Source organism: Bacteroidota bacterium, from assembly GCA_016706255.1.
In the GTDB taxonomy this organism is placed as follows: domain Bacteria; phylum Bacteroidota; class Bacteroidia; order Chitinophagales; family BACL12; genus UBA7236.
On record JADJJZ010000003.1, the window covers coordinates 1,022,041 to 1,047,612 of the forward strand.

25 protein-coding genes, 1 tRNA gene and 2 pseudogenes are annotated in these 25,572 nt (G+C 35.4%); 13 read left to right on the forward strand and 15 right to left on the reverse strand.

The annotated features are described in order from the left end of the window. Positions 1-7: 7 nt before the first annotated feature. The gene (locus IPI65_06170) at positions 8-1,291 is read left to right on the forward strand and encodes a hypothetical protein (protein ID MBK7441113.1); all 1,284 of its coding nucleotides are present in this window, start codon (positions 8-10) and stop codon (positions 1,289-1,291) included. Positions 1,292-1,542: 251 nt separating this feature from the next. After that, positions 1,543-2,064 carry a DUF3874 domain-containing protein gene (locus IPI65_06175; GenBank protein ID MBK7441114.1) on the forward strand — a complete coding sequence of 174 codons (522 nt, stop codon included), beginning with the start codon at positions 1,543-1,545 and terminating at the stop codon, positions 2,062-2,064. A 181-nt stretch (positions 2,065-2,245) separates the two neighbouring features. Here the strand turns inward: IPI65_06175 and IPI65_06180 are convergent, their stop codons facing one another. Beyond that, complete coding sequence (locus IPI65_06180) at positions 2,246-2,563, reverse strand: hypothetical protein (GenBank protein ID MBK7441115.1); 318 nt, start codon at positions 2,561-2,563, stop codon at positions 2,246-2,248. Between the two features lie 661 nt (positions 2,564-3,224). Beyond that, the gene (locus IPI65_06185) at positions 3,225-4,019 is read right to left on the reverse strand and encodes a hypothetical protein (GenBank protein MBK7441116.1); all 795 of its coding nucleotides are present in this window, start codon (positions 4,017-4,019) and stop codon (positions 3,225-3,227) included. A 196-nt stretch (positions 4,020-4,215) separates the two neighbouring features. Between IPI65_06185 and IPI65_06190 the strand changes: the two genes are divergently transcribed. The 7 genes and pseudogenes from IPI65_06190 to IPI65_06220 all read left to right on the forward strand — a co-directional run bounded on the left by IPI65_06190 (position 4,216) and on the right by IPI65_06220 (position 12,931). Beyond that, entirely contained in the window at positions 4,216-4,815 is a 600-nt protein-coding gene (locus tag IPI65_06190; GenBank protein ID MBK7441117.1) for a hypothetical protein, read from the forward strand. Between the two features lie 91 nt (positions 4,816-4,906). Then, positions 4,907-5,974 (forward strand): nucleotidyl transferase AbiEii/AbiGii toxin family protein, encoded by a 1,068-nt coding sequence (locus tag IPI65_06195; GenBank protein MBK7441118.1) that lies wholly within the window; start codon positions 4,907-4,909, stop codon positions 5,972-5,974. A gap of 21 nt (positions 5,975-5,995) precedes the next feature. Further along, positions 5,996-7,558, forward strand: coding sequence for a type I restriction-modification system subunit M (locus tag IPI65_06200; GenBank protein ID MBK7441119.1), 1,563 nt, complete (start codon positions 5,996-5,998; stop codon positions 7,556-7,558). Further along, positions 7,555-7,959: a hypothetical protein gene (locus IPI65_06205; GenBank protein ID MBK7441120.1), complete on the forward strand. Its 405-nt coding sequence runs from the start codon at positions 7,555-7,557 to the stop codon at positions 7,957-7,959. Before IPI65_06200 ends, IPI65_06205 begins: the two co-directional genes overlap by 4 nt. Before the next feature lie 68 nt (positions 7,960-8,027). Continuing rightward, a pseudogene (locus IPI65_06210) lies at positions 8,028-8,798 on the forward strand (restriction endonuclease subunit S). Next, positions 8,791-11,907 carry a type I restriction endonuclease subunit R gene (locus IPI65_06215; protein ID MBK7441121.1) on the forward strand — a complete coding sequence of 1,039 codons (3,117 nt, stop codon included), beginning with the start codon at positions 8,791-8,793 and terminating at the stop codon, positions 11,905-11,907. Before IPI65_06210 ends, IPI65_06215 begins: the two are co-directional and overlap by 8 nt. Before the next feature lie 64 nt (positions 11,908-11,971). Continuing rightward, positions 11,972-12,931: a DUF932 domain-containing protein gene (locus IPI65_06220; GenBank protein ID MBK7441122.1), complete on the forward strand. Its 960-nt coding sequence runs from the start codon at positions 11,972-11,974 to the stop codon at positions 12,929-12,931. 137 nt (positions 12,932-13,068) lie between these two features. Here IPI65_06220 and IPI65_06225 read toward each other — a convergent pair whose 3' ends face one another. Further along, positions 13,069-13,206, reverse strand: coding sequence for a hypothetical protein (locus IPI65_06225; protein MBK7441123.1), 138 nt, complete (start codon positions 13,204-13,206; stop codon positions 13,069-13,071). Further along, entirely contained in the window at positions 13,203-13,559 is a 357-nt protein-coding gene (locus tag IPI65_06230; protein MBK7441124.1) for a hypothetical protein, read from the reverse strand. Before IPI65_06230 ends, IPI65_06225 begins: the two co-directional genes overlap by 4 nt. Positions 13,560-13,845: 286 nt before the next feature. On the opposite strand from IPI65_06230, the gene IPI65_06235 reads away from it, so the two are divergent. The 4 genes from IPI65_06235 to IPI65_06250 all read left to right on the forward strand — a co-directional run bounded on the left by IPI65_06235 (position 13,846) and on the right by IPI65_06250 (position 17,667). Then, complete coding sequence (locus IPI65_06235; protein MBK7441125.1) at positions 13,846-14,271, forward strand: hypothetical protein; 426 nt, start codon at positions 13,846-13,848, stop codon at positions 14,269-14,271. 135 nt (positions 14,272-14,406) lie between these two features. Further along, positions 14,407-15,096, forward strand: coding sequence for an agmatine deiminase family protein (locus tag IPI65_06240; protein MBK7441126.1), 690 nt, complete (start codon positions 14,407-14,409; stop codon positions 15,094-15,096). 257 nt (positions 15,097-15,353) lie between these two features. After that, entirely contained in the window at positions 15,354-16,904 is a 1,551-nt protein-coding gene (locus tag IPI65_06245; GenBank protein ID MBK7441127.1) for an IS21 family transposase, read from the forward strand. Between the two features lie 25 nt (positions 16,905-16,929). Further along, entirely contained in the window at positions 16,930-17,667 is a 738-nt protein-coding gene (locus IPI65_06250; GenBank protein MBK7441128.1) for an ATP-binding protein, read from the forward strand. Between the two features lie 51 nt (positions 17,668-17,718). Here IPI65_06250 and IPI65_06255 read toward each other — a convergent pair whose 3' ends face one another. The 11 genes and pseudogenes from IPI65_06255 to IPI65_06305 all read right to left on the reverse strand — a co-directional run bounded on the left by IPI65_06255 (position 17,719) and on the right by IPI65_06305 (position 25,487). Next, complete coding sequence (locus IPI65_06255) at positions 17,719-18,363, reverse strand: hypothetical protein (protein MBK7441129.1); 645 nt, start codon at positions 18,361-18,363, stop codon at positions 17,719-17,721. A 54-nt stretch (positions 18,364-18,417) separates the two neighbouring features. Next, a complete protein-coding gene (locus IPI65_06260) occupies positions 18,418-19,713 on the reverse strand; it encodes a J domain-containing protein (protein ID MBK7441130.1) in 1,296 nt (431 codons plus the stop codon). Positions 19,714-19,718: 5 nt separating this feature from the next. Next, entirely contained in the window at positions 19,719-20,087 is a 369-nt protein-coding gene (locus IPI65_06265; protein ID MBK7441131.1) for a hypothetical protein, read from the reverse strand. A 642-nt stretch (positions 20,088-20,729) separates the two neighbouring features. Continuing rightward, complete coding sequence (locus IPI65_06270) at positions 20,730-20,927, reverse strand: hypothetical protein (protein ID MBK7441132.1); 198 nt, start codon at positions 20,925-20,927, stop codon at positions 20,730-20,732. Between the two features lie 298 nt (positions 20,928-21,225). Beyond that, entirely contained in the window at positions 21,226-21,612 is a 387-nt protein-coding gene (locus IPI65_06275) for a hypothetical protein (GenBank protein MBK7441133.1), read from the reverse strand. 437 nt (positions 21,613-22,049) lie between these two features. Then, positions 22,050-22,122 (reverse strand) — tRNA-Lys (locus tag IPI65_06280). A gap of 111 nt (positions 22,123-22,233) precedes the next feature. Further along, positions 22,234-22,479 carry a DUF4920 domain-containing protein gene (locus IPI65_06285; GenBank protein MBK7441134.1) on the reverse strand — a complete coding sequence of 82 codons (246 nt, stop codon included), beginning with the start codon at positions 22,477-22,479 and terminating at the stop codon, positions 22,234-22,236. A gap of 29 nt (positions 22,480-22,508) precedes the next feature. Next, positions 22,509-22,685, reverse strand: a complete 177-nt coding sequence (locus IPI65_06290; protein ID MBK7441135.1) for a hypothetical protein — start codon at positions 22,683-22,685, stop codon at positions 22,509-22,511. Positions 22,686-22,877: 192 nt separating this feature from the next. Next, positions 22,878-23,015, reverse strand: a complete 138-nt coding sequence (locus IPI65_06295) for a hypothetical protein (GenBank protein MBK7441136.1) — start codon at positions 23,013-23,015, stop codon at positions 22,878-22,880. A 6-nt stretch (positions 23,016-23,021) separates the two neighbouring features. Then, a pseudogene (locus IPI65_06300) lies at positions 23,022-24,274 on the reverse strand (NAD(P)/FAD-dependent oxidoreductase). A 1,039-nt stretch (positions 24,275-25,313) separates the two neighbouring features. Then, positions 25,314-25,487, reverse strand: coding sequence for a hypothetical protein (locus IPI65_06305; protein ID MBK7441137.1), 174 nt, complete (start codon positions 25,485-25,487; stop codon positions 25,314-25,316). Positions 25,488-25,572 lie beyond the last annotated feature (85 nt).

The window sequence follows — 25,572 nt, forward strand, 5'->3', positions numbered from 1 at the left end:
ATTATTTATGAATGTATCATTATTTAAAAACATCAAATATTTTATTGGTGACTGCACTTTAGAAGAGGTAGTTCACCGAATTAAAAGCGGAGAAACTCAGGAGCAAATACTTGCACTCCGACAATTAAAAGCAGAGAGCAAAGAGGAGGAATATGGAATTGCTAAGAAGAATCTGGTCAGTTTCACTGCTTCCGGCACTTTTACAAATGGAAGGAAAGTAACTGATCTGGTCGCTTATAATGGAAACATCGTAATTGATGTAGATAAACTTTCGCCCGTTTTGTTAAAGCAATGTGAGCATATTGCAAAACTTAACTCTTATACTCATGCCTGTTTTATTAGTCCGGGAGGTGATGGACTAAAAATTATTGTCAGGACAAACGGGACAAAGGAAACACATAAAGACGTATTTAATGCGCTAAAGAACTATATAGAGGAACTCTTGAATGTTTTTATTGACGAAAGTGGTTCTGACATTTCCCGACTCTGTTTATTTTCATTTGACACCTCCGCATCGTACAATCCAGATTCCATAATTTTTGATCCATTAAACCTAATTAACATGAATAACCAGAAAGAAATAACTCATCCTGAAGCACTTTTTGAACATTGCAAAAGATACACGAATAAAAAACATACCTATGCAGAAGGAACCCGCAATAATTATATTCATGCTTTGGCCTGTAATTGCAACAGAAGAGGACTTTCAGAAGAGCAATGCTTAGGCTTTACTATGGCTGAATTTGATTTGCCAAAAGATGAAATTAAGAGTGCAGTCAATAGTGCATATAAAAATATTTCTGATCATAACACTGATGAAACAAAAACTAAAAAAGAGAAGATTTCTAATATCAACAAAATTGAATCCTTTTTGCTTGAGAAATATGAATTTCGCTTTAATGTAGCTATGGGTACTATTGAATACAAATTACATTCTGATATATTATTTCAGACAATGAGAGATTACACGGAAAATTCAATGTTTCGGGAAATATTAAAAGCTGGGATAAAATGCAATATTTCAAACCTTAGGAGCATTTTGGGCTCTGATTTTTGTCCGATATATGATCCATTTTTTGAATATTTTAATGCACTTTCTGCTTGGGATGGTGAAACTGATTACATTAGTATGTTATCTGAAACTATTAAAACAACCAAAAAAGAAGAATGGGAAATTTGTTTCAGAAAATGGATTGTAGCCTATGTTGGCTGCATTATTAAGACTGAAACGATTAACCATACTGCAATTGTATTTGCAGGCAAGCAGGAATCGGTAAGACAACATGGTTAGAAAAACTTGTCCCGGTAGCCCTGAAATCACATTTGTTTTCGGGAACAATAAACCCGGAAAATAAAGACGCATTGATACATTTATCAGAGTGCATCTTAATTAATCTAGACGAATTAGAAAATTTGAATAAAACCGAAATTGGTTCATTAAAGAGTTTAATTACTTTACCCTCAGTAAAAATTCGGCGGCCATATATGCGCAACAACGAACTTTCACCACGAAGAGCTTCGTTTTGTGGTAGCGTAAATAATATGCAGTTTTTAAATGATCCAACAGGTAGCAGGCGTTTTCTTTGTTTTGAAGTGTTGGAAATCGAATACCAGCATAGCATTGAGATTGATAAGGTGCTTGCTCAAGCAATTAGTTTATTTCATTCCGGATTTAAATTCTGGTTTACTCAGGAAGAAATTAAACGGATAAATAAAAACAATGAGGAATTTCAAATGAGATCAATTGAGGAGGAACTCCTTCTTACTAATTTTGAGCATCCCAATCATAAGAGCACAAATATGTTATACCTAACAGCAACGGATATTGCTGCTAAAATATCACTAAATACAAAAATGAATCTTTCCAATGCAAGCGCAATAAGTATTGGTAAAATTCTAAATAAATACAAATTTAATAGAGTAAAAAAAGGTGGAATATATGTTTATGAGGTTTGTTCAATAGATTTTGAAAAAATTGATCGGAATACGAGGGAGGCCCCGAGTGATCCTGAATTGAGTGAATTGGAATTAAACGTGCCTCCCGATTCTAACTTGCCATTTTGAATGCAGGGTAGATTAGGTAACACCAGCTAATGAAATCCTGAAATCATTAAAGTTGGGAATTATTTGGAATAGATTTCACCTAATTACAGCAAAATGGAGCAATTTGTTTGCTCCATTTGCTATGTGCCGGAATTGCAATAATTTGGTTACCATTCTTACCTAAATTCTTTAATAGATTAATTTAGCCAAATGCCTCATCGGAATTAAAATTAACGATTAAGGCGATTAATTTTATTTTTTTTAAAGTTTTTCCATATTCTGTATTAAGGTTGTTAATACTTTCTTGGACTTCAATGGAAATAAAATTCAAATCTAAATATTTAGAATATTTATCAATCAATATTTTTGTCTCTAATAATTCTTCAATCTCAGATTGAAATTGCCATGTAAAAAAGCTGTGCAATGCGCCTTTGATTTTGTCTCGATTGGATGCGATTGCACTAAGATTGATTGTTTTTAAATCTACTTCAAAACCTGCAACGGCAGATTGAAATTTCATCGGTTCATATATCCTTTCAATTATTTGTTTAATCCTATCTTATAAATCATAAACAACGTCATTTAGAACAGGTGGAATGTAGGTCTCATTCAAACTTTTTATTTCTTTCTCAAAATATGCGAATTGTTTTTTGGACTTCACACTTTGAATCAACTTAAAATATGAACAAAAGTCCTTTATACTCAAAAATTTGACGACATCTCTTTCCCTAATTAATCTCAATAGCCAATTTGCATCAATTGTTAGGGTTGCAAAAATGGAAACTACCTTTGCCAAATCAAAAAGAATTTCTTTGCACAAAATTTTTATTTTTTCCTTTCCGTCTATTCCAAAATGTAAATCGATTTCGTAAAGTAAGGTAAGTGGTACTGGAAATAATCAAACCTGTTCTCTGAATATGGGTGAAATGGCCTTAATGTATTCACTTTGTCTGGTAAAGAGGCATATGGATTATTATAGTTTGGATCGCACATTTTACACATTTCTGTAAACAAGCCCTCTATTTGCGTCATTCCTAAAGCATAAAACCAAACCATTTATTTGCTTATACAATTCTATTAGTTCAGAAAAATCAACTTCCTTTGCTCACTGATGTAGGGGAGAAATTCTAATTGTTGCAGCATTATGCTTCTAACACTTGGGAATCTGGTATATACTTTTCCTAATTCTTCATAAAAAGTGCTTTATCAGTTTTATACAGTTTTTTCAACTCTCTGCCTTCAATACTTGTGATTTCACCAAGCCTGTGACCAACTTTATCAATGCTGTCAAGATCAAAATACTCTTTTGATTTTGGATTTGGAATCCGGTAAGGTCTATCCTTAAATTCGTCAAGCATCAATTCTACAAAACCCCACATATTATCTCTTCTTGCTTTGCTTAATGCCCTATCATTAATTCCGTTTGCTAAGTGGTTTTCAATTTTTTCCTTTTCCGTAAGACATCTTTTATAAAAATCACTTTGGGTTTTTTGATTGTGATTTCTTGGAGTTTCACCTTTTTTAATAAAATCTATTTCCTCATATCTAGCTATATAATAAGATATTTCTTCTAAATCAGACTTAACCTTACTTTCCAATTGTTCTCTATATATCCCGGGTAATCCTTTAAAATCAAGGAAGTAATAAAGGAATCTATCTAATTGATTGTCCCATTTTGACTCAGATTCTATTTTAAGACTGGTTTCAAAATCATCCTCAATTCCCATCAAATTCAGAATAAATTTACAACCAGTTTCAAGAGATGAAAAATTAATTTTGTTAATTGTTCCTTCAGGAAAATCAAATTCATTCAATATAAAAAAGCATAATTCTTCCTTTGACTTACTGAACAATATTGATTCTGGCATTTTCTTCATTATTTTGTCACTTGCATCAATAATGTCACCTCTGATTTTTAGTTCGTTTTTTATAGAAAATTTTAACATGTCTTTTTGACAAAGATAAGGGCTGTTCATGCTGTTTTATTCTTCTCGGGTTCTAAATTGCCTCTATGGGTTGCTTAATTACGGCAGCTTTTTAAGTTTGCTGCCGTAATATAGTTTACTTATATTTGCACTAAATTACGCAGATACTATCGCTATAGAAAAATTAAATATTGCCAAACTACAAATCCATTTTAAAGAACAAAGTACCTTTGGAAACAGCGACGTTGTGCAGTTCTACAGGAAGTTTGAACCCAAAGTTAAAGATACCACTATCAACTGGAGAGTTTACACCTTAGTGCAAACAGGGGTGCTTTCACGCGTTGGCAGAGGCAAATTCACTTTGGGTGAAGGCAGAAATTTTGTTCCGCCTGTTTCAAACCGTTTAAAAACCCTTTATAGCAAACTGCACAAACAATTTCCCTACCTGCAAATATGTATTTGGCACACCTCAGTGCTAAACGAACTCATGCTCCACCAGCCTGGCAGGTTCTACACTTTAGTTGAGGTAGAAAAGGACGCTGTAGAAAATGTGTTCTACTCGATTAAAGACCACAAATCCAATATCTTTCTCAACCCCTCAGCCGAAATCCTCAGCCGTTACGCTACCGGCGCACAAGAAATCACCATTGTAAAATCCTTGGTTTCTGAAGCGCCTATGCAAAATGTGCAAGGCGTTCAAACCACCACCATCAGAAAAATTCTGGTGGACATCTTTTGCGATGAAACCATTTTGCCGCGCAGCAGGGGGCGAAATGCAGTTCATTTTTCGCGAAGCATACAATCGCTACACCATCCAAGAAAGCCGGATGCTTCGGTATGCAGATAGGAGGAGGAGGAAAGAAAGTTTCGATAAATACTTAAATAAAGTTTCTAAATTTCGGCAGCAAACAAAGTAAAGTGCCGTTTTATAGTGCAATATGATACATAAAAATACTATTACATTAGAGTGGGTCGAAAAGGTTTCTAAGACAAACCGCAATGCTGATAAAATCTTGGTCGAAAAGGTTATCCGCGCTTTGCTGCTTTTGGAAGGGTTAAGCAAAAGCGGCTTGGAGTTTGTGTTTAAAGGCGGCACAGCTTTAATGTTATTGCTCAACTCGGCAAAGCGTTTATCAATTGATATTGACATCATCCTTTCAGACCCGCCAAAAGATTTGGACCAGCTACTCCAACAGGTGGCCGAAATGCAGGGCTTCAATAAAATGGAATTGCAGCACCGCGCCACTGCCTCTGATATAGAAAAAGCGCACTACAAATTTTTCTATACCCCCGTTCACAAAATGCACGCGGGCGATGACTATGTATTGCTCGACATTCTTTTTGAAGCTAACCACTACACTAAAATTTCGCCTGTTCCATTGCAGTCGCAGTTTATTATCAATGAGGGTGACCCCGCTCAAATAAACATGCCATCGCTTGAAGACCTATTGGGCGATAAACTCACTGCCTTTGCCCCCAACACCACCGGTATTCCATACGTGCGCAACGATAACAGCATGACAATGGAAATCAACAAGCAGCTTTACGACATCGGCAATTTGGTGGATGTGGTAACTGATGTTGAAGTAATAAAAACCACTTACCTTAACATTGTTAAAACAGAAATTGCTTATCGCAAGCTCGAAGGTACAACCGCTGCTGATGTATTGGAAGACACCTACCAAACAGCCCTCTGCATCGCGTTGAGAGGCACAGATGGCAGAGGCGATTTTGAAGCATTGCTAAAAGGCATCGAGAGTGTTAGGGGCTTCATCTTTTCCGAAAACTTCCACTTAGATAGGGCAATTACTTTCGCTGCTAAAGCAGCTTACGTTTCTCAACTCATTGCAGCCAGCGCCGCCGAAATAGAAAAATTCACAGACCCTAAACAAGTGGCAGAGGCAGTCATTCAACAACCGCACAACACCAAACTGAACAAGCTCAAAAAATCAAACCCCGAAGCATTTTTCTATTGGTGGAAGGCAACCCAATTAAGAAATGAGTAAATAAATATCAACTAATAATTTATGGTAAAAGAACAAGAACGCGACGAACTGCACCGCACCATCTGGCAAATAGCAAACGATTTACGAGGAAGCGTTGATGGCTGGGATTTTAAATCCTATGTATTGGGTATGCTTTTTTACAGGTTTATTTCTGAGAACCTGAGTTCTTATCTTAACAAAGAAGAGCGGCGAGCTGGAAATAGGGATTTTGACTATGCATCTATCTCGGATAAGGATGCTGAATTTGGCAGGACCGACACCTTAAAGGAAAAGGGTTTTTATATCCTTCCATCTGAGTTATTTGTCAATGTTCGAAAAAAGGCAAAAACTGATGGAAACCTGAACGAAACTTTAAGTAGAGTTTTCAAAAATATAGAGAACTCTGCCAAAGGATCTGACAGCGAGGATGACCTGAAAGGTTTGTTCGATGACCTGGATGTAAATAGCAATAAATTGGGTGCAACTGTGGCCAAACGGAACGAGGTATTGGTTAAAATATTGGATTCCATTGGAGATTTGAAATTGGGTGAGTTTCAGGAGAACTCTATTGATGCCTTTGGCGATGCTTATGAGTTTCTGATGACCATGTATGCCAGCAATGCCGGAAAATCAGGCGGTGAATTTTTTACCCCTCAGGAAGTGTCAGAGCTTTTGGCGGAAATTGCGGTTGTAGGCAAAAAGCAGGTGAATAAAGTTTATGACCCTGCTTGTGGTTCTGGCTCACTGTTGTTGAAGTTTGCTAAGGTGTTGGGTAAAGAAAATGTTAGGCAGGGATTTTTTGGGCAGGAGGTTAATATTACCACTTACAACCTTTGCCGCATAAATATGTTTTTACATGATATCAATTACGAGAAATTTGATATTGCACACGGTGATGTCTTAACAGATCCGAAACATTGGGATGATGAACCTTTTGATGCCATTGTTTCCAATCCGCCTTATTCTATCAGATGGGAAGGCGATGCTAATCCTTTATTAATAAACGATCCCCGCTTTTCTCCCGCAGGTGTGCTGGCGCCCAAGAGTAAAGCTGACCTTGCATTTACCCTGCACATGCTACACTGGCTTTCTACTTCGGGTACGGCCGCCATAGTTGAATTTCCCGGTGTGTTATACCGTGGCGGTGCCGAACAAAAAATTCGCAAATACCTTATTGATAATAATTATATAGATGCTGTAATACAGTTACCACCTGATCTATTCTTTGGTACTACCATCGGTACCTGTATTGTAGTGTTGAAGAAAAGTAAGAAAGACAACGCTACATTGTTCATTGATGCATCTGCCGAGTTTGTAAGAGGTGGTAGTAAAAACAAACTAACCGATGATAACCGGAAGAAAATACTCAAAGCTTACATTGAACGAAAAGACCACAACCATTTTGCAAAACTGGTATTGAATGCAGCCATTGCTGATAACGATTACAATATTTCCGTAAGTAGTTATGTTGAACAGGAAAACAATACCGAAGAAGTGGACATAGAGAGACTGAATGCACATATTGCTGAAATAGTGATTAAACAAAATAAACTGCGTTCGGCTATTGATGAAATAATTGCTGATTTAGAAGGAGGTAATTTATGAGTAGGATAGACGAGCTAATCGAAGAACTTTGTCCAAATGGTGTTAACTATAAAGAACTATGTCAAATAACAATTTGGGATAAAAGGTTTAATGGAGTGCCCAATTCAAAACAATTAAAAACATTTTCTTTTAAACATGTTTCAGCTGCACATCTAAAGCAGTTAAATATTAAGAATGGAAATATAAAATTGCTATCTACAGGTAAATTTCAAGGTTGGACAAGCGAAATTCTTGCTGAAGACAATTTAAATTTTGGAGAAGTTATTACTATACCTTCTGGAGGTTCTGCAAATATTAAGTACTATAATGGCAAATTTGTAGATAGTGGTAACATTTTAGCTGTTGCAATAGACCAAAATGTCAATTTAAAATTTGTATATTATTTTCTTTACAAAACATAATAAAGGTCGAAAGTTGCTTTAGGGGTTCTGGTGTAAAGCATCCCAATATGGTAGAACTTCTGAATTTTCAAGTTCCTATGCCCCCTATAGAAATCCAAAATGAAATAGTCAAAACCCTTGACTTGTTCACTGAATTGGAAACTGAATTGGAAACTGAATTGGAAACTGAATTGGAAGCTAGAAAAACGCAATATACGCATTATAGAGATAGTCTACTCCGTTTTGCAGGCAAAGAAGTTGAGTGGAAATCGTTGGGGGAGATTGGTGAATTTATTAGAGGCAATGGTTTACAGAAAAAAGACTTTACCGAAAGTGGGATTGGCTGTATTCACTATGGGCAGATTTATACATACTATGGAACATCTGCAACCCAGACAAAGTCATTTGTATCGCCAATCTTAGCAAAGAAATTAAGAAAGGCCAGTAAGAATGATTTAATTATTGCAGGTGTAAGTGAAAACGTAGAAGATGTATGTAAAGCAGTGGTTTGGCTTGGTGAAGAGGATATTTGTATCAGCGGAGATGCATTCATTTTTAAGCATAAGCAAAATGCAATGTATATCGGTTATCTTCTTCAAACTAAATCATTTTTAGAGTTTAAAAAGAAGTATGCACAAGGTGCCAAAGTTACACGATTACAAAGCGGAAGATTGCCCCAGTTTAAAGTGCCTATTCCTTCCTTGAAAGAACAGGAGCGAGTTGCATCCATCTTAGTAAAATTCGATACTTTAGTAAATGACATATCTATTGGTTTACCAGCCGAGATTGAAGGCCGCAGAAAGCAATACGAGTATTATCGAAATTGTTTATTGACATTCAAAGAAGTAGCTAATGGATAAATTCAATATAGTTGCTGAGAATCCGGAGAGCACTGTTGTTGCTGAATACACTCCTCCTATAAAAAGGGAAACTGTTTATCAAACAGAGGCACAGTTAGAGAAGGAGTTTATTCAACTCCTGCAAAGCCAGGCGTATGATTATTTAACAATCAGTAGCGAAGCAGAATTGGTTAACAATCTTCGTATTCAATTGCAGAAGCTGAATAACTATTTATTCAGTAACAACGAGTGGGATCATTTCTTTAAAAGTAAAGTTGCTAATTCCAATAGCGGAATAGAGGAGAAAACATCACTGATACAGGAAGATCATATTCAAATCCTGGATTGTGAAGATGGTACAAAAAAGAATATTTACCTGCTGGATAAAACTAATATCCACAACAATCAGTTGCAGGTTATAAATCAATACGAAGTATCAGATGGGCAATGCCCCAACCGCTATGATGTTACTATACTGGTAAATGGCTTACCATTAGTGCACATTGAGTTGAAGAAACGGGGTGTAGACATTAAAGAGGCCTTCAACCAGATTAACCGATATAATCGTGAATCTTTCTGGAGTGGCTCAGGCTTATTTGAGTATGTGCAGTTATTTGTAATTTCCAATGGAACTTATACCAAGTACTACAGCAACACAACAAGGTTTTCACTTGTTAAGGAACAGGGTCGCAGCACTGCAATCAATAAGAAACGCACCAGTAATAGCTTTGAGTTTACCTCCTGGTGGTCAGACGCCAATAACCGTCCAATTACAGACCTAATGGATTTTGGTCGCACTTTTTTTGCTAAGCACACAATGTTGAATATCCTTTGCAAATACTGTGTGTTTACAAGTGACAAACTATTATTGGCCATGCGACCTTACCAGATTGTTGCTACAGAGAGAATTTTACAACGAATCAATTCAGCCAATAACTACAAAGCCTATGGCAGTGTGGATGCCGGTGGTTATATATGGCATACTACAGGTAGTGGCAAAACATTGACTTCATTTAAAACAGCACAATTAGCTAGTAAGCTGTCATATATATATAAAGTAGTGTTTGTGGTAGACAGGAAAGACTTGGACTATCAAACAATGAAGGAATACGACAAGTTTGAAAAAGGAGCTGCTAACAGCAATACAAACATTTCCGTATTAAAGAAGCAACTAAGCGACACAAAGGCAAACATAATCATCACTACTATTCAGAAACTTTCCATTCTGATAAAGAAAGAAAGGAATCACAGTGCATTTACACAACCCATTGTTATCATTTTTGATGAATGCCATCGTTCGCAGTTTGGTGATATGCATAAGGCTATTACCAAAGCCTTTAAGAAATACTTTCTGTTCGGCTTTACCGGCACACCCATTTTTGCTATCAATGCCAGTAGTAGCAATAGGCCAGATCTAAAAACCACAGAACAGGCGTTTGGTCTAAAGCTTCACACCTACACAATTGTGGATGCAATCAATGATAAGAATGTGCTGCCGTTTCGTATTGATTATATACGAACCATGAAAGAAAAAGATGGTATCAAGGACGAAAGGGTTTGGGATATAGATAGAGAAAAAGCATTAGCAGCTCCGGTAAGAATCAGTAATAATGTAAAATATATTCTGGAGCATTTTGATCAAAAAACAAAGCGAAACAGTAAACCCTACAGCTTTTCGTCTTTGAAGAATATTTACGAGGTTGTGTCTGCAAAGGACCGCAAAAAAATTGAAGAAGTGAAGCAGAAGATCAGACTTACCGGCTTCAATTCCATATTTGCAGTTAGCTCAATTGACTTTGCAAGGTTGTATTACAATGAGTTTAAAACGCATCAAAACAGATTGCCTGAATTGCAGCGTTTAAAAGTAGCCACTATTTTCAGCTTTGGTGTAAATGATGATGATGAAGATGGCCTGCCGGATGAGAACTCTGAAGGTACAGAAGGTCTGAGTTTATCAGATAGGGATTTCCTTGATACTGCAATCAGCGATTACAATCAGATTTTTAAAACCAATTATGATACATCTACCGAAAAATTCCAGAACTATTACAAGGATGTATCTCTGAGAATGAAGAATAGAGAGATTGATTTACTGATAGTAGTAAACATGTTTCTTACGGGTTTTGATGCCACAACACTCAATACGCTATGGGTAGATAAGAACCTTAGGTTACACGGATTGCTGCAGGCATATTCGAGAACCAACCGAATTTTAAATTCTGTAAAGACGTTTGGAAATATTGTTTGCTTCAGAAATTTAGAGAAGGCTACCAATGAAAGCATAGCATTATTTGGTGATAAGGAAGCTGGGGGTATTGTACTGCTAAAAACTTTTGATGAGTATTATAACGGGTATAATGAAGGGTCAAAGATATTTCCCGGTTATATTTCACTGATCGATGAACTCACTGCAAAATTTCCGGTGGGTGAACAAATAATAGGAGAACAGAATCAAAAAGCCTTTATCCGCTTGTATGGTTCAATTCTAAAAGCAAAAAACATACTCACCGCTTTCGATGAATTTGTAGGAAAGGAAATACTAAGTGAAAGAGATGTACAGGATTACCATAGCATGTACATTAATCTTTACCATGAGTTCCGCAACAGAAATACTGGAGATGCAGAAAATGTGAATGATGATATTGTGTTTGAAATGGAGTTGATAAAACAAGTAGAGATAAACATCGACTATATTTTGGAACTTATTAGAAAATATCACGAAAGTCACCTAAGGGATAAAGAGATAATCATCAGTATAAATAAGGCAATTGATTCAAGTGTAGAATTACGGAATAAAAAGGACCTTATCCTTAAGTTTATTCAATCACTTACACCAAATGCCAAGGTTACAGATGATTGGCAGGATTATATTGAAGGGAAGAAGATTGAAGAGTTAGACCAAATTATAGCTGAAGAGGGTCTTGACAAGGAAGAAACTTATAAGTTCATAAACAATGCCTTCCGCGATGGATATGTGCAAACAACGGGCACTGGCTTGTCGAGGATACTGCCGCCGGTTTCGAGGTTTACACCAACAGGGGAAAGGACCCAGAAGCGAAATTCTGTTATAGAAAAGATAAAATTATTTTTTAATCGGTTTTGGGATATTTCAAACAATCATGATGATTAATTAGATTCTAATTTGACTTTTTTAATTAATTTTTGTTATTTCGATAAATGTAAATTGAGTTTATATGGCGTTACCAGCATTTCGTGAGTTGGATTTTAAGGCATCAAATGTGGACCTGAAATCAATTTTATTTGACGTTGAATTGAGAGACTTATATGTTTTGGAAAACTCTCGCGATAAAATATTTCAAGATTTTTACGCTAAAGTAAAATCTTATAAAGCGATTGTTAATTTGACAAACAACGAGGTTTTATCCGTTGTTACGGGTAATTATAAAATAGTGACTAATGAAGAGGCAATTGCTCTTGGCAAAAAGGCTTTTGTTGAATTATTCCCATCTGTGAATGAAAAGGAATTGGTTATTTTTAAAATAATATCCTCAGCACGTAAAACGTTTTGCCATATTGATCTTGTACATAAAAATATTAAATTGTCCCACGATAGTAAAGAATGGGAACAAGATAGCTGGTACCCATATCTAAGAATTACAAATAGTTATAATAAAACATATGCTTTAAGCTTTGAACTCGGGTTTGTTCGCAAACTTTGCTCAAACGGGGTTATTTTCAATAAGAAGACAGTTCGAGTTAAATATAATCACACAAAAACAGAAATACCCTACGATATACTTCCAGATGTAAGTGCACTTAAAAAACTTGAGGCTGATTTTATTTCGAGTCTTTATAATTTGAAGCGATTTTATGTTAAAAGTGATTTTTTTACTCCGATCACTTTAAAGGCATTGAATATAAAGGAAAAATCGTATACTGGAAAGGAACAACAATTTGATAATTTAGTTTCTTCCGTTGAAGGTTTGAATACTAATTATATAAATAAGGATGGGGAGAATGCTTACGCTTTATTCAACGTTATGAGTGATTTAGTATCCAATAATCCAAATGATATTATGGGGTATCATTTAGCGCCTAATTCGTATTATAAGAAGATATCCCACTGGATGTTAAGCTTTGCGTCGGCCATGGAAAGTCGGGATTTTACAATTGAGAGATATCTTAATTCTTAATTTATATATCCCTAATGAGATCGAGATATAAAAAAACTTTACTAGCCTGATATTCGTGTTGGGTGGGATTTAGGTTAATACTGCTCGCATTTAATTAATTAGTTGTCTCTTTTGATTTTCCCGATAAACAATGTACTTTATATGCCAAAAATTGCAACTATAATAATTATTATAATCCATAATAATCTTGTTGCCTTGTCGTTACTTTTTTGTGCAGCGATTGAAATTCCGATATTTGGTTCCACTAATTCTGTTATTGTTGTAATATCAATCATTTTCTTATAATTTTGATTTTATCGCCCTCTTGTGACACGATGATGAAATTATACACCGCCATGAAATTTTTACCAGCTAGCTCCTCGTAATGAGTAAGAACCATAAATGAATACCCCCGGCCGAGTAGAAACTGTTTGTGAAATACCTCTTCCTTTTTACCGGCCATAAGTTGATTCAAAATGCGAAAATTGATGAGTAATGGTTTATCAATTTCAGATTTACTTTCACGCAGTTCTTTTGCTTTAAGATTGTTATATCTAATCCTGTTTTCATCAGTTGCGAAAACTTGGTTTGCCCGGAATGCAGTAAATATTTCTCCTGTTAACGGATCTGTTTTTTCTATTTGTTTCATATCTACAAAGGTACAGCGAGTTTTTTCAGATAATTAATCCGGATTGAAGCAAATTAATGCGGTTGAGCGTATAAAAATCAATATATGCATATTAATCTACATGAATTTAAATTATCGATATATATTAATATAATTAATTGGCAATTTATATTTAATTTATATAAATAAAACTATTGCCAATGTAACGTATTAGCAAAAAAGAAATACTTAAAAAAGTTAGGTTTTTAAATCTTAAATCTGAAACCTTTATGCTTAAGTAAGCAATTAATTAGTAAATTTTAATTTTATGAAAACAAATATTAAAGTAGATAATAATAACCCTAATTATTTTGAAGAGTTAGAAAAGGAGGAGCAACAAAAAGCTGAAGTTGAATTAAGTTGCTTGTTGTTAGACCTGCAAGCACGGGAGTTGAATGTGAAAAAAATGAAGGCTGAAATACGGCACATGATTTCTGAAACTGCTAAAAACAGAATTAGCCTTGCCAACGAAAAACTGAGAGGCTCAATGGAACAAATAGCTCTGGAAATGGATATCCGGCGTACAGAGAACGTAAAAGATAAACTATATTTCCTAAAAGAGGCTTTGACAGACAATATAATGGATACGGATAATACCTATTTAGGCAGCGAACCAATCTATAAGCCATTGCTCGAAAATGAAAATAGAAAAATAGTTTTAAATAAATTAATGCAGTTGATAAAGGAATTATGATAACGGATAATATAAAGAACGTTATTTACCTTGCTGATGTTTTGTCGTCTAAAATGCCATCGTTTTACAAGCATTTTGTAAAGCTTATAGCTACTGCGGATTGGAATATGGTATCTTAAAAGGCACGGCAGATATTTGGGCGGTAGATTATATGCGGTGCAGTTGTCGAAAAACCAGTTTGTGCAGTATATTTTTAAGCCTGATTATTTGACTACCCGCAAGTATTTCCATTTATTAACCGATGCAGAGAGAGTATGGAGCAATTTGGAACTAGATACCGAAGTGGTTTCTTGTGATCTCGTATTAGATGGAGGTAACCTCGTTTATGAGAAAGATACATTAATTGTCACCGATAAAGTATTCACTGAAAATGCAGACAAAACCAAAACTCAGGTAATTCAACTTTTGGAAAATTGTTTTCATGCACGGGTTATTGTCATACCGAGAGCCTATAATGATATATTCGGCCACGCAGATGGCAATGTCCGGTTTGTTAATACTGATACAGTTATAGTGAATGAGCCAGGAACGCAGTTAGAATACTTTAAAAAAGTAACCGATATCCTTAGAATAAATAAGTTAAAATATATCTGTGCTCCCTATGGTTGCTTTGAATCCGGTCTAAGTGCAATGGGTTTGTATATTAATTATTTGCAAGTTGGGAATACTATTTTTCTTCCTGTATTTGACATAGAACAGGATGCAAGAGGTGTGAAGTTTTTTGAGGATGTCTTCAGTGGCTGTAATATTATTCCGGTCAAATCAAAACAAATTGCAAAAAGGGGAGGGGTTTTAAGATGTGTTAGTTGGGGAGTTAAGATTTAGATAACCTGTCTTCCCAAATTTGCCTGATGCCGGGTGCAATTTTCAGAAACTCCACTTCATTAAATTCATCTGTTTTAGCATTATTGCAAAAATCGGTGAAATTGACCACCCCGCGCCGATTTAAACTGACCACCTAAGGCCGGTTGAAATTGACCACCTGAGGCCGGACGAAATTGACCACCAAAAATTAAGTTTAGGTTCATGTTGATTTGGTAGCACTAATATACACAGTTTTGAGCAATCAAATTGTGCAAAAAGTGCCAAATAATCCAATCAGTATGAGTAAAATAAGACATATACTTCGCCTACATAGCCAAGGCCACAGTAAATTACAAATTGCAACCCAAACCGGTGTTGCCCGTAATACGCTCAAAAAATATTTACAAACGTTTTTGTCGAGTGGATTGACTATTGAACAAATAAATACGTTAAGTGACAAGTCATTAGAGGATTTGTTTATTAAAGTTGAAGCTCCACGTGTGAATGATAAAATTGTTGCCCTGGTTGCATTGCTCCCGCATTATGACAAAGAATTAAAACGTAAAGGAGTAACCCGAAAATTACTTTGGGAAGAATATAAACAGTTACATCCGGATGGTTTTGGCTTGAGTCAGTTTAAATATTATTATACCGAATGGAAGGGTCAAATGAATCCTACCATGCATCAGGAACATAAAGCGGGAAATAAATTGTTTGTTGATTTTGCAGGTAATAAAATGCAAGTCATTAATCGTCATACTGGAGAAATAACCACTGTTGAAATTTTTGTAGCGATACTCGGTGCTAGTCAATTAACTTATGTTGAAGCTGTTGCCTCACAACAAAAGGAAGATTTTATAGCTGCATGTGAAAGGGCAATTTTATTTATTGGTGGTGTTCCTGCTGCCATTGTTCCGGATAATTTAAAATCGGCTGTGAATAAAAGCAGCAGATATGAGCCTACAATAAATGAATCATTTGCAGATTTTGCTGAGCATTATGGCACTACTATTTTGCCGGCCCGCGCTTATAAACCGAGAGATAAAGCACTGGTTGAAAATGCAGTGCGCCTTGTTTACACACGAATTTATGCAAAACTCAGGGGCATAACGTTTTTTTCTTTAGAAGAACTCAATGCAGCAATACTTATTGCACTAGAGGCGCACAACAATGGCCCTCTAAAAGGCCGGAACTACAGTCGCAGGCAGCAGTTTAATGATATTGAGGTATCTGCGCTTGCTCCGTTACCTACGTTGCGCTATGAGCTTAAAAAACAGCATTTTGCCACTGTTATGAAAAATGGTCATGTTTGTTTAGGTGCCGATAAACATTATTACAGCGTCCCTTATCGATTTATTAAAAAGAAGGTGAAATTGTTATACTCGGTCCATAGTGTAGAAATATTTTATCACTATGAACGCATTGCATTGCATACTAGGGATAAAACTCCGCATGGTTATACAACCGAAAAAGACCACATGGCTTCTACCCATCAGTTTGTTAGCGATTGGTCACCTGAAATGTTTATTAACTGGGCTGCCACGATACATGAAAATGTTCATGCGTATGTCAAATCAGTATTAGCCGTTAAAAAGCATCCTGAACAAGCCTATAAATCATGTTTAGGCATATTAGCACTAGGAAAAAAGTATGGCAATGAACGGTTGATTAACGCCTGCAAACGCGGATTAAATTATGGTGTTTACAACTACAAACTAATCAATGAAATACTTCTAAAAGGTTTAGATACAATTACAGATGAAGAAATAAGCGAACAGCTCAAAATGCCGGCACATGATAATATACGCGGTGAAAACTATTATCAATAATAACTAAATATATTAAATAAAAAAAATGAATACTACAACATTATCAAAAATGCAAAAAATGCACTTGTATGGGATGTACAGGGCATTTAAAACCAATCTGGAATCTGAAAATCAACCATTACAAACTGCTGATGAAATCGTGGCAGAGTTAATATTATCGGAGTGGGAAGACCGGCAGAATCGGTCCATTGAACGACAATTAAAAAACGCAAAGTTTAGATACAAAGCAGCAATAGAAGATATATTTTATGATGACACCAGAAATTTTGACAAGAATCAAATGATGCGTTTTGCCGAATGCAGTTTTATAAATAAAAAAGAGAATATTATTATTACAGGTAGTACAGGAATCGGTAAAAGTTATATTGCATCAGCTATTGGTCATCAAGCTTGCAGTTTGGGTTATCGAGTAATGTATTTTAATACCACAAAATTATTTGCAAAATTAAAAATGGCAAAAGCTGACGGGTCGTATATGAAAGAAATAACGAAATTAGAGCGTCAGCACCTGCTCATATTAGATGATTTTGGTATACAACCCTTCGATGCTCAAAGCAGATCGGCGCTCATGGAAATAATAGAAGACCGGCATGGTAAAACTTCAATTATTATCACTTCACAGCTTCCTGTAAGCAAATGGTATGAAGTAATCGGTGAAAAAACAGTAGCAGATGCCATTTTGGACCGAATAATACATGGTGCACATCGGCTTGAACTTATTGGAGAATCTTTAAGAAAAAAAACACCGATTATCCAGGAATAAAAAAAGATATTATCTTTATAAAAATAAACTATTTTTTTAACACCAAAAAAATTACATTAACCTAAAAACTTCGCCAGCAAAAATGGTGGTCAATTTGCTTCGGCCTGATGTGGTCAATTTAACCGGCCTGTGCACATTATTGCACCAATAACAGCAAGGGACACAATTATCTTTAAAATACTCAAGATTTGGTTCCCTTCTATCAATTTCCATTGACCATCCTCGTGTAATCTGTTTTTTAAATATTTTCCTATGTTTAACCAGTTGTTTTATTTGATCGATAGTTGTTTTGCAATAATAACATTGGTCTTCAGAAATGATTTTTTCAAATTCATTAATTGATAGTTTGAAGGGGAATTTGTTTTTAACATAATCCTCCATTTGCTTTTCAATATTATTCTTTTCCAGAATTTTCAACTCTTCAATCTCTTTGTATATTTTATTTATAGTATTGTATGGCTCTGGGAAAAGATTCTCATCAACACTTTCATTTTGCCAATATATTTCAATATATTCTTTTAATTTTTCATTATTTAGGATTAATTCAAAATTTTGAAACTCGTGCCAGTTTATTGGGTTTTCGCCTTTTCTTACTGATGCATACAAGAATATATTCAATTTGCTATTAAAGCTGGCTACTGCTTTTGCAAGGTATTTAACTGCATGTGGCGACTGTGTTAAAAATGGATTATTCATAATTTCCTTTGCTTATTGTGGCATATAAATTTATACTCAATTACTTAATTATTTTCATTTCAGTTCATTGTCAAGACTCTCTAAGTATTGGATCATTCCATCACTTTTTTCATTCATCCCTTCACTCATATCAAATATAGCATCAAGTTGTTTAACTATTTGATCCCAGATCTCCGTATTGTCATTCCCGATATAATATTCAGTAAAAAGATTTTTTGTCAAATCAATGTTTTTTTCATTATTAAAATAAAATGTAATAATATGTTCGGCATAAGCTTTTCTTGTCCCATCATCGAAACCACTAACTAATTTTGGCAAATCCCTATTCTTTAAGTATGTCAAGTTCTCAAAAATTATTTGATTTAAATCCGTATCTTGTTTGTCAAAGTAAAGCGCACCCTTTTCATATACTAATGTTATATAAGGGGTAAATTTTCCATTGGGCAGTTCATTACTCATATTACAAGCATAGAAAGTGTAGAAATATCCAAGTTGTGCATATAAATTTATTTTTAATTTGTTATTATTAAAATCAATGGCCTGATAACCCCCTTCAAAGGAAAATATTGATTTAAATGTGTTTGTAGAAATTTGCTGAAAAAAATTGTAATTATAAGTGTGAGCACCCCCAGTATAATAGTAGGTAAGCAATTCAGGTATATTATCACCATCGATATCTGTAAAAATATACTTTCGCCAATTATTTTGTTCCTGTAAGTCTGTAGAATCAGGAAATTTTGAAAGTTGGGTATAGGTTGTATCAATAATGAGGATAATTTTGTCGGGGTCAAAGCCATTTGATTCGATAACACTCGATGCTTGTGATTTTATTAATGGAGGTTGAATATAGTCAACTTTAGGAGAAGTTGGACTTTTATCTGATATGGTTGATTTACTTTCATTTTGATTGATCAATAAAAAGTAAATCAGTAGCCCTATAAAAATAACAATTATAAAAAATAAAGGGATACCTAAAGATTCTTTTCCTTTTTCCGATTCATTTTTGGTTTTAGTTTCAAGATCCTCATATGTTTTTCTTAGTTCTTCTTGCTTCTTTCGATATTCCTCTTCAAATTTACGGCGCAAATCCTCTTCCTTTTTTTTTAGATCATCGCTATTTGGTCTTGAAGCCTTAAAGTAGCTTAATCTTAAATCGTAATCTTTTCTTTTATCGTTTTTTGATAATATTTCATATGCTTCTAATATTTCTTTGAACCTTTCTTCAAAGAATTTTTCTCCATTATTTTTATCTGAGTGAAATTTATTCGATAGTTTACGATAGGCACTTTTTATTTCTTGCTCATTGGCCTTTTCTGAAATACCTAATATGTAATAGTAGTCTCGCACAATTATTTTTATTTATATTGTTCAGATTCTTTTAGATATTCCTCCCAAAGTATTGCTTTATTAGAGTTAATATTATCCTCTATAAATTGGATTCCTTCATCAGAGAGTTCACCAACCTTTCTAAATGGCTCCCACTCAATCCTTTTAAGAAGTTTTGCTCTAACGAAATGGGTATTATTAAAAGTTAATTCAAAGTTGTTACCTTTTTCATCATTTATTCTGATATGTTCCGGTTTCATTAAAATATTTCCGGGGTATCTTTTGGATGAAGTCAACATTACTCCGATAAAGAAGCCCGAATCATAATCTTCTAAGTAAACTATAGGATGATAAGCCTCCGAAGATTTCCTTCCGAAAAATATTTCTCCTTTGATCATTGCTTAATGCTTTTTGATTAACATAAAATAGTTTCTCAAAAATAGAGCTTTCTGCCCTAAAACTCCCAATTTTTACCCCAAAACTAAAAACCCTTGTAAAGGATTGATTTACAAGAGTTTATACTTGATTATCGATCACATTAGAATTATTGAAATTGTTTCCGATTACACCCTATCTTTATCAATGCTCTGTTTAAAAAGGGTTCATCTGTTTGACGATGCTTTCAAAAGTCAAATAAATTCAACAAATGAGCCAAATGCTTACCTACTTTCACTTTTTGGAGTATATTTGATATAAATTCAATAACATGTATATAGCAGCAGTTACAACCAATTTACGCAAAGACAAAATGAACAAAAAAGGCATGGTCCCTGTCAACTTTAGGGTTGTAAAAGACCAGAAAATTTATTATGTTACAACTGATACTAAACTAACTGCCGATGAATGGGGTGAAAAAAATAATAGGCATATAAATGCTAGATATTGTCCTAGATGCCAAGAAGACCCATGCATGTGTAGCGATATTGACTAGGTCGCTTAAATTATGAGTTATGCCAAAGGTTAACCAGTGAGGCACATAATCATCAATAAATCCAAATTAAGGTATTTATATTTGTATTACTTATTAGTTGGTGTTTAAATTATTCAGCATCGGGATCACTACACATGCATGGGTCTTCTTGACAATAAGGGCAAGATGTATCCCGTTCAATATAACTATCTTCTAAATCTCGTTTCATACTTTCATAAGCTTGATTGTTTTGATAACTAGAATAATTTTCCTCATCATTTTGAGTGTTTTCTTTTGCATAGTCCCAGCCATATTTTATAAACATCAAATGAAGCCTATCAAATTCGCTTGGTGCAAATATATCTATGGCAAAAATATCATAGGGTGTTGAGAGTAATTTGATCTTTCAGATGGAGAATCTTCTAAAACACTTTGAATCAAATTTTTGTGACGTGCTTCGGATTCTAAATATTGCTGCCAGTGATACACTTCGCCATAATAATAACTTCCATAAAATATAAATTCCGGGTGAGTTTTCATTTCGTTAATTGTTTCTAAATCAAATTGATTTAACCTGCCAAATAAATAGTAGGCATATTTCTCTAGTAATGGAAAATTACTTTCTCTCAGAAATATATAAATTTTTTGTAGTTTAAATCTTTATTTTCATATAAGTATTTAAAGACTATTTGATCTTGTGTCTCTAATAGTAATGGATACCTTATAAAATCTTTATTGAGGATATAATAGAATACTTTTCTGCGGGGCGAAAAATTAATTCGCCCAGTTAAGAGGATTTCCGGAGTCAATGGAGGATCTTCTTGGTTTAATAAATTATCTCGTATTAGCATATAAGGTCTGCAAATGGTTTCTCCCCTTATAATATAAATTTTTTTGTCGTAAATTTTTGTAAATTCATAGATAATATCATCCCCCATTTCATTAGTAATGCCTGGAAATGATTTAAATACTTTTTCATAAACTAATGATTTGTTGGGTTGATGTTTAAACATATCTATCAGGTTTTAAATTGTATTTATCAGGTATACGTCTTTAGGCTGTTTTTAACACTGGCTTTCGTATTTTATAAAATTCTCTCAATTTACCTTCTGAGTTTAGAACTCTATTTATTGGCTGTGTCAAAGCCTCTAAACTTAAGTTAAAAGCTTATTTTCTTCAATTCTAGTAAAAATCATTAACCTTGATTAAACTCATTATTCAATAATTATGTGTTAAAGATAAACTATTAGTAAAAAAAATTCGATAACACTCAATTTGCCCATAGTTTGCGGTGCTTTGGATTGGTTTTGAAATGAAGTTGGTTCGTATGTAAAGCTTGTATTATTGAGAAAGGAGAGCAACTAGCGAAGCATTGTTTACCCAATGTTTACCCCAAAACTAAAAAACCCTCGTAAATCATTGATTTACAAGGGTTTATGCTTGATTAGCGTGATCCCGCTGGGACTCGAACCCAGGACCCCAACATTAAAAGTGTTATGCTCTACCAACTGAGCTACGGAATCGAAATCACCTATGTTTTGATATTAAAGGCAGCAATATTTTGCACCCCTTTTTTTCAAAAGTGTCGCAAAGATACAACCTTTAGTGGTAAATAAAAATAATGTGGAAAAGAATTATTTTATCAATACACCGTCGGCTACGAAACGTAATTCCTGCTTGGGTTGTGTGATAGCATCTATTTCTTTTTGGCTCTTGCCGGCATCTGCTGCAAGGTGACGTTGCTCGTCAACAGAAACTTCACGGATTTCTGCTTTGCCTTCTACAACAACAGTTTTACCTGTGATATCTTTCGGAACAAAAAATCCGTAGTCTTTAAAGGTTACCATCATGGTTTCACCGTTGCCTGCATCTAAGGTCATCCAGCAACCTTTGGCCTGACAAACACCTGTTACTGTCCGAAAACTTTTCCGGTGTAACCGTCAGCCTTAGCTTTGTTACCTGCAACATTTAATATGTTTGCAGCACCTTCTGCTGTTATTGCTTTACCGTAGGTTTTTGATGAATCGCCGGGCGTGTATGAAGCCAGTTGATATACACTTCCTTCGTTCATGGTCATATCTTCCATATCTTCGGCATCATCGCCCTTTTTATCCTACCACCGCAAGACACCATCATGATGGTTCTGAAACAAATAACAGACTGTAAACTAATTTTTTCATTGTTCAAATTTACACAAAATTACATCGAATTGGAGAAAGAATTGTTCTAAATTTTCTTAAAAAGTGTGTGTGCCTCCAAAGAGCAAATGTTGTGCCGTTTAGGCGAGATTGTCAGCGCTGATTACATAAGTAATGTCATCGATGTCATCATCACTGCTGATCTTTTCCTTGTCTTTGCAAGAAGTAGCCAGACTGAACGTTGCAGCCATTACTACGAGGTAGATTAATTTTTTCATATGATGTCAATTTTTACCCGAAAATAACAATTTGAAATAAAACGAAGGCTTTCTCAACTGGTCGCGAATGTCGATATCTTCGAACATTACCATGATAGTTTCGCGTAAAACCTTGTTCCTGTTGGCTTTGCGGACCACAAAGTTGAACAGCCAGGGGTATTTAACTAATTTTTGCATCCGGTAACTCAGGTTTAATTCGCCACCTAAGCGCCTATAAATGGCCTCATCGTATTTTTTGAGCCCTGCCGCAGCGAAGTTTTGTTGCTCAATGGCCTCCTTTGCCTGCTGCGCTGCCGTATAACCGCTTAAAATAGCGTTTCCGATACCTTCGCCGGTAAAAGGGTCAATCAGGCTGGCAGCGTCGCCAATAAGCATGTAGTTGTCGCCGCTCAGTTTTCGCTTTTTACTGCCTAAGGGTAAACCATAGCCGCGTATATCGTCCACAGGCTCCGCATTTTTGAAGCGTTCACTTAGTTGTGGGTATTTTTTGATGATATTGTTGAGCTCGTTTTTGAGGTTGATACGCTTTTTTTACCACGTAATCGCTGCGCATACCTACGCCCACGTTACATTCGCCATTTGCCAGCGGGAAAATCCAGAAATAACCCGGTAAAAAGTCCTTTAGGAAATGGAGCTCAATATAATTGCCTTCCTTGATGCCTGTAACACCTTTATAATATACCCGCAAACCAGCGCAGTGGTGTTCCTTCTCTACCTCCAAACCCCAATTTTTTCGCAACTGCGAATGCGCGCCACTTCCGTCAATTACCAGTTGGGCGTTGATGGTATAGTTTCCGGCTTTATCGTAACAGGTGAATCCCTCAGCGGTTTTTTCAAAGCGGTCGATTTCAACACCCTGCAGCAAATTAACCGAAGCATGTTTTTTCACCTCTTCGATCATAAAATTGTCGAAATCCATACGTTTTGTAATAAACCCGGGTGCGATTTCGCGTTTTTCGTCTGTTTTTGGGTTTATTCGGAAGGGAATGCTCAATTCCTCCAAATTAGGCGCAACAAACGTAACACCCAGCAATTAAGCTGGATGGGGACAAGCTCAGTTTTTCGACAAAGGAGCGGTCGTAGCGGTTTAAAATTTCAACCACCTTTCCGCTCAGGGCATCACCACAAATTTTATCGCGGGGAAAAATCGCCTTATCGGCGACAATACAAGGGATATTTTCTTTTGCTAAAAACAATGGTTGCAGCCCCTCCGGTCCGGCCCCAAGAATTAAAACAGGTGTTTGTAAAATGTTCGACATGAAGCGCAAAAATAACCCAAGATTTTTAAGATGTGATTATATGTGTATCACAACAAGGTGATGTATCCCATTTAGCGAAAATGAATTTGCAAATATTAGATGCCTGAATGGTGATTGCAGGCATTATCCTAGATTCACATTTTTGTGTCACCCCTGCCTTATTAGGCGGGTAAGCCGCTGGGTTCAACAGATTCTTGGGGGTGGGTTTGTTACCAATCTTTCCTGCTGCAGTTTTTGTTTATGGGTGAAATGACATGTTGTGCTATTATTTTTACATTAATCTTTAATGCACATTTTTTGTGTCACCCCGCTGGGGTTCAAACGATTCTTTTGGATCGATGTTACTACAAACTGCTACGCAGTTTTTGTTTATGGATAAAATGGCATGCTGTGATATTATTTTACATTAATCTTTAATGCACATTTTTGTGTCACCCTGCCTCGTCCGGCAGGTAAACCTGCGGGTTCGGATTCTAGGGGTTGGTTTTACCAATCTTTCACTGCTACGCTGGTTTGATTTGTAGATAAAATACCATGAGTCGAATTATTTTTAAATTGCATGATCAAATTATGAGGCTAGGAGATATTCGATTAATGGTCCTAATTAAAAACAACGATGCACCAACCGCGGCGGTGAGAGAATGGTAAACAACGATGCCCTCCCTAAATAAGTAACTCCGTAGAAAGTGAAACAAAAATGTAAAATCGAACAATAAATCCGTAAATCATAAACAAAAAATGAAATATAGACAAACTCAACCGCGTAGCTTTAACTGCCGAACGGGTTGCATATTTAAATTCACAACCTCACCACTACCGAACCGTATGCACCAACGCCTTGAAGGCATCGGGGGCTACGAGGCCGAGGAGGCTGTTGGAGCCCCAGGCGGAGATCGAGAAACTGCCGAATGATTTTGAGATGTTGATGCCTGCATTAAATTGGCCGTAACCTCCTGTATGGGCATTAATGCCAACTGTTAATTGTATTGGTGTTATGGATTTTGCAATCTCCATAAATACGAGGGATCATATGGTGTATTTAATATATACTGACCACCAAGAGTGAAATAAAAGATTCACCAAACATTTTATTTGCAGAAATATTTATGCGTGATGGTAATGCTTGTGTAAATACATCCGTTTCTTCTGTTACGCCTAATATTTGTAATAAAGAATCTGAATTTCCTTCCGGTAACATCATCTGCAGCGCCAAATAAATTATCTATTTCAACACCTTCAAAATGAACCGTTGAATCTGAATATATTTTTGTCGGGTCCTATTCAAAATACCATACCCA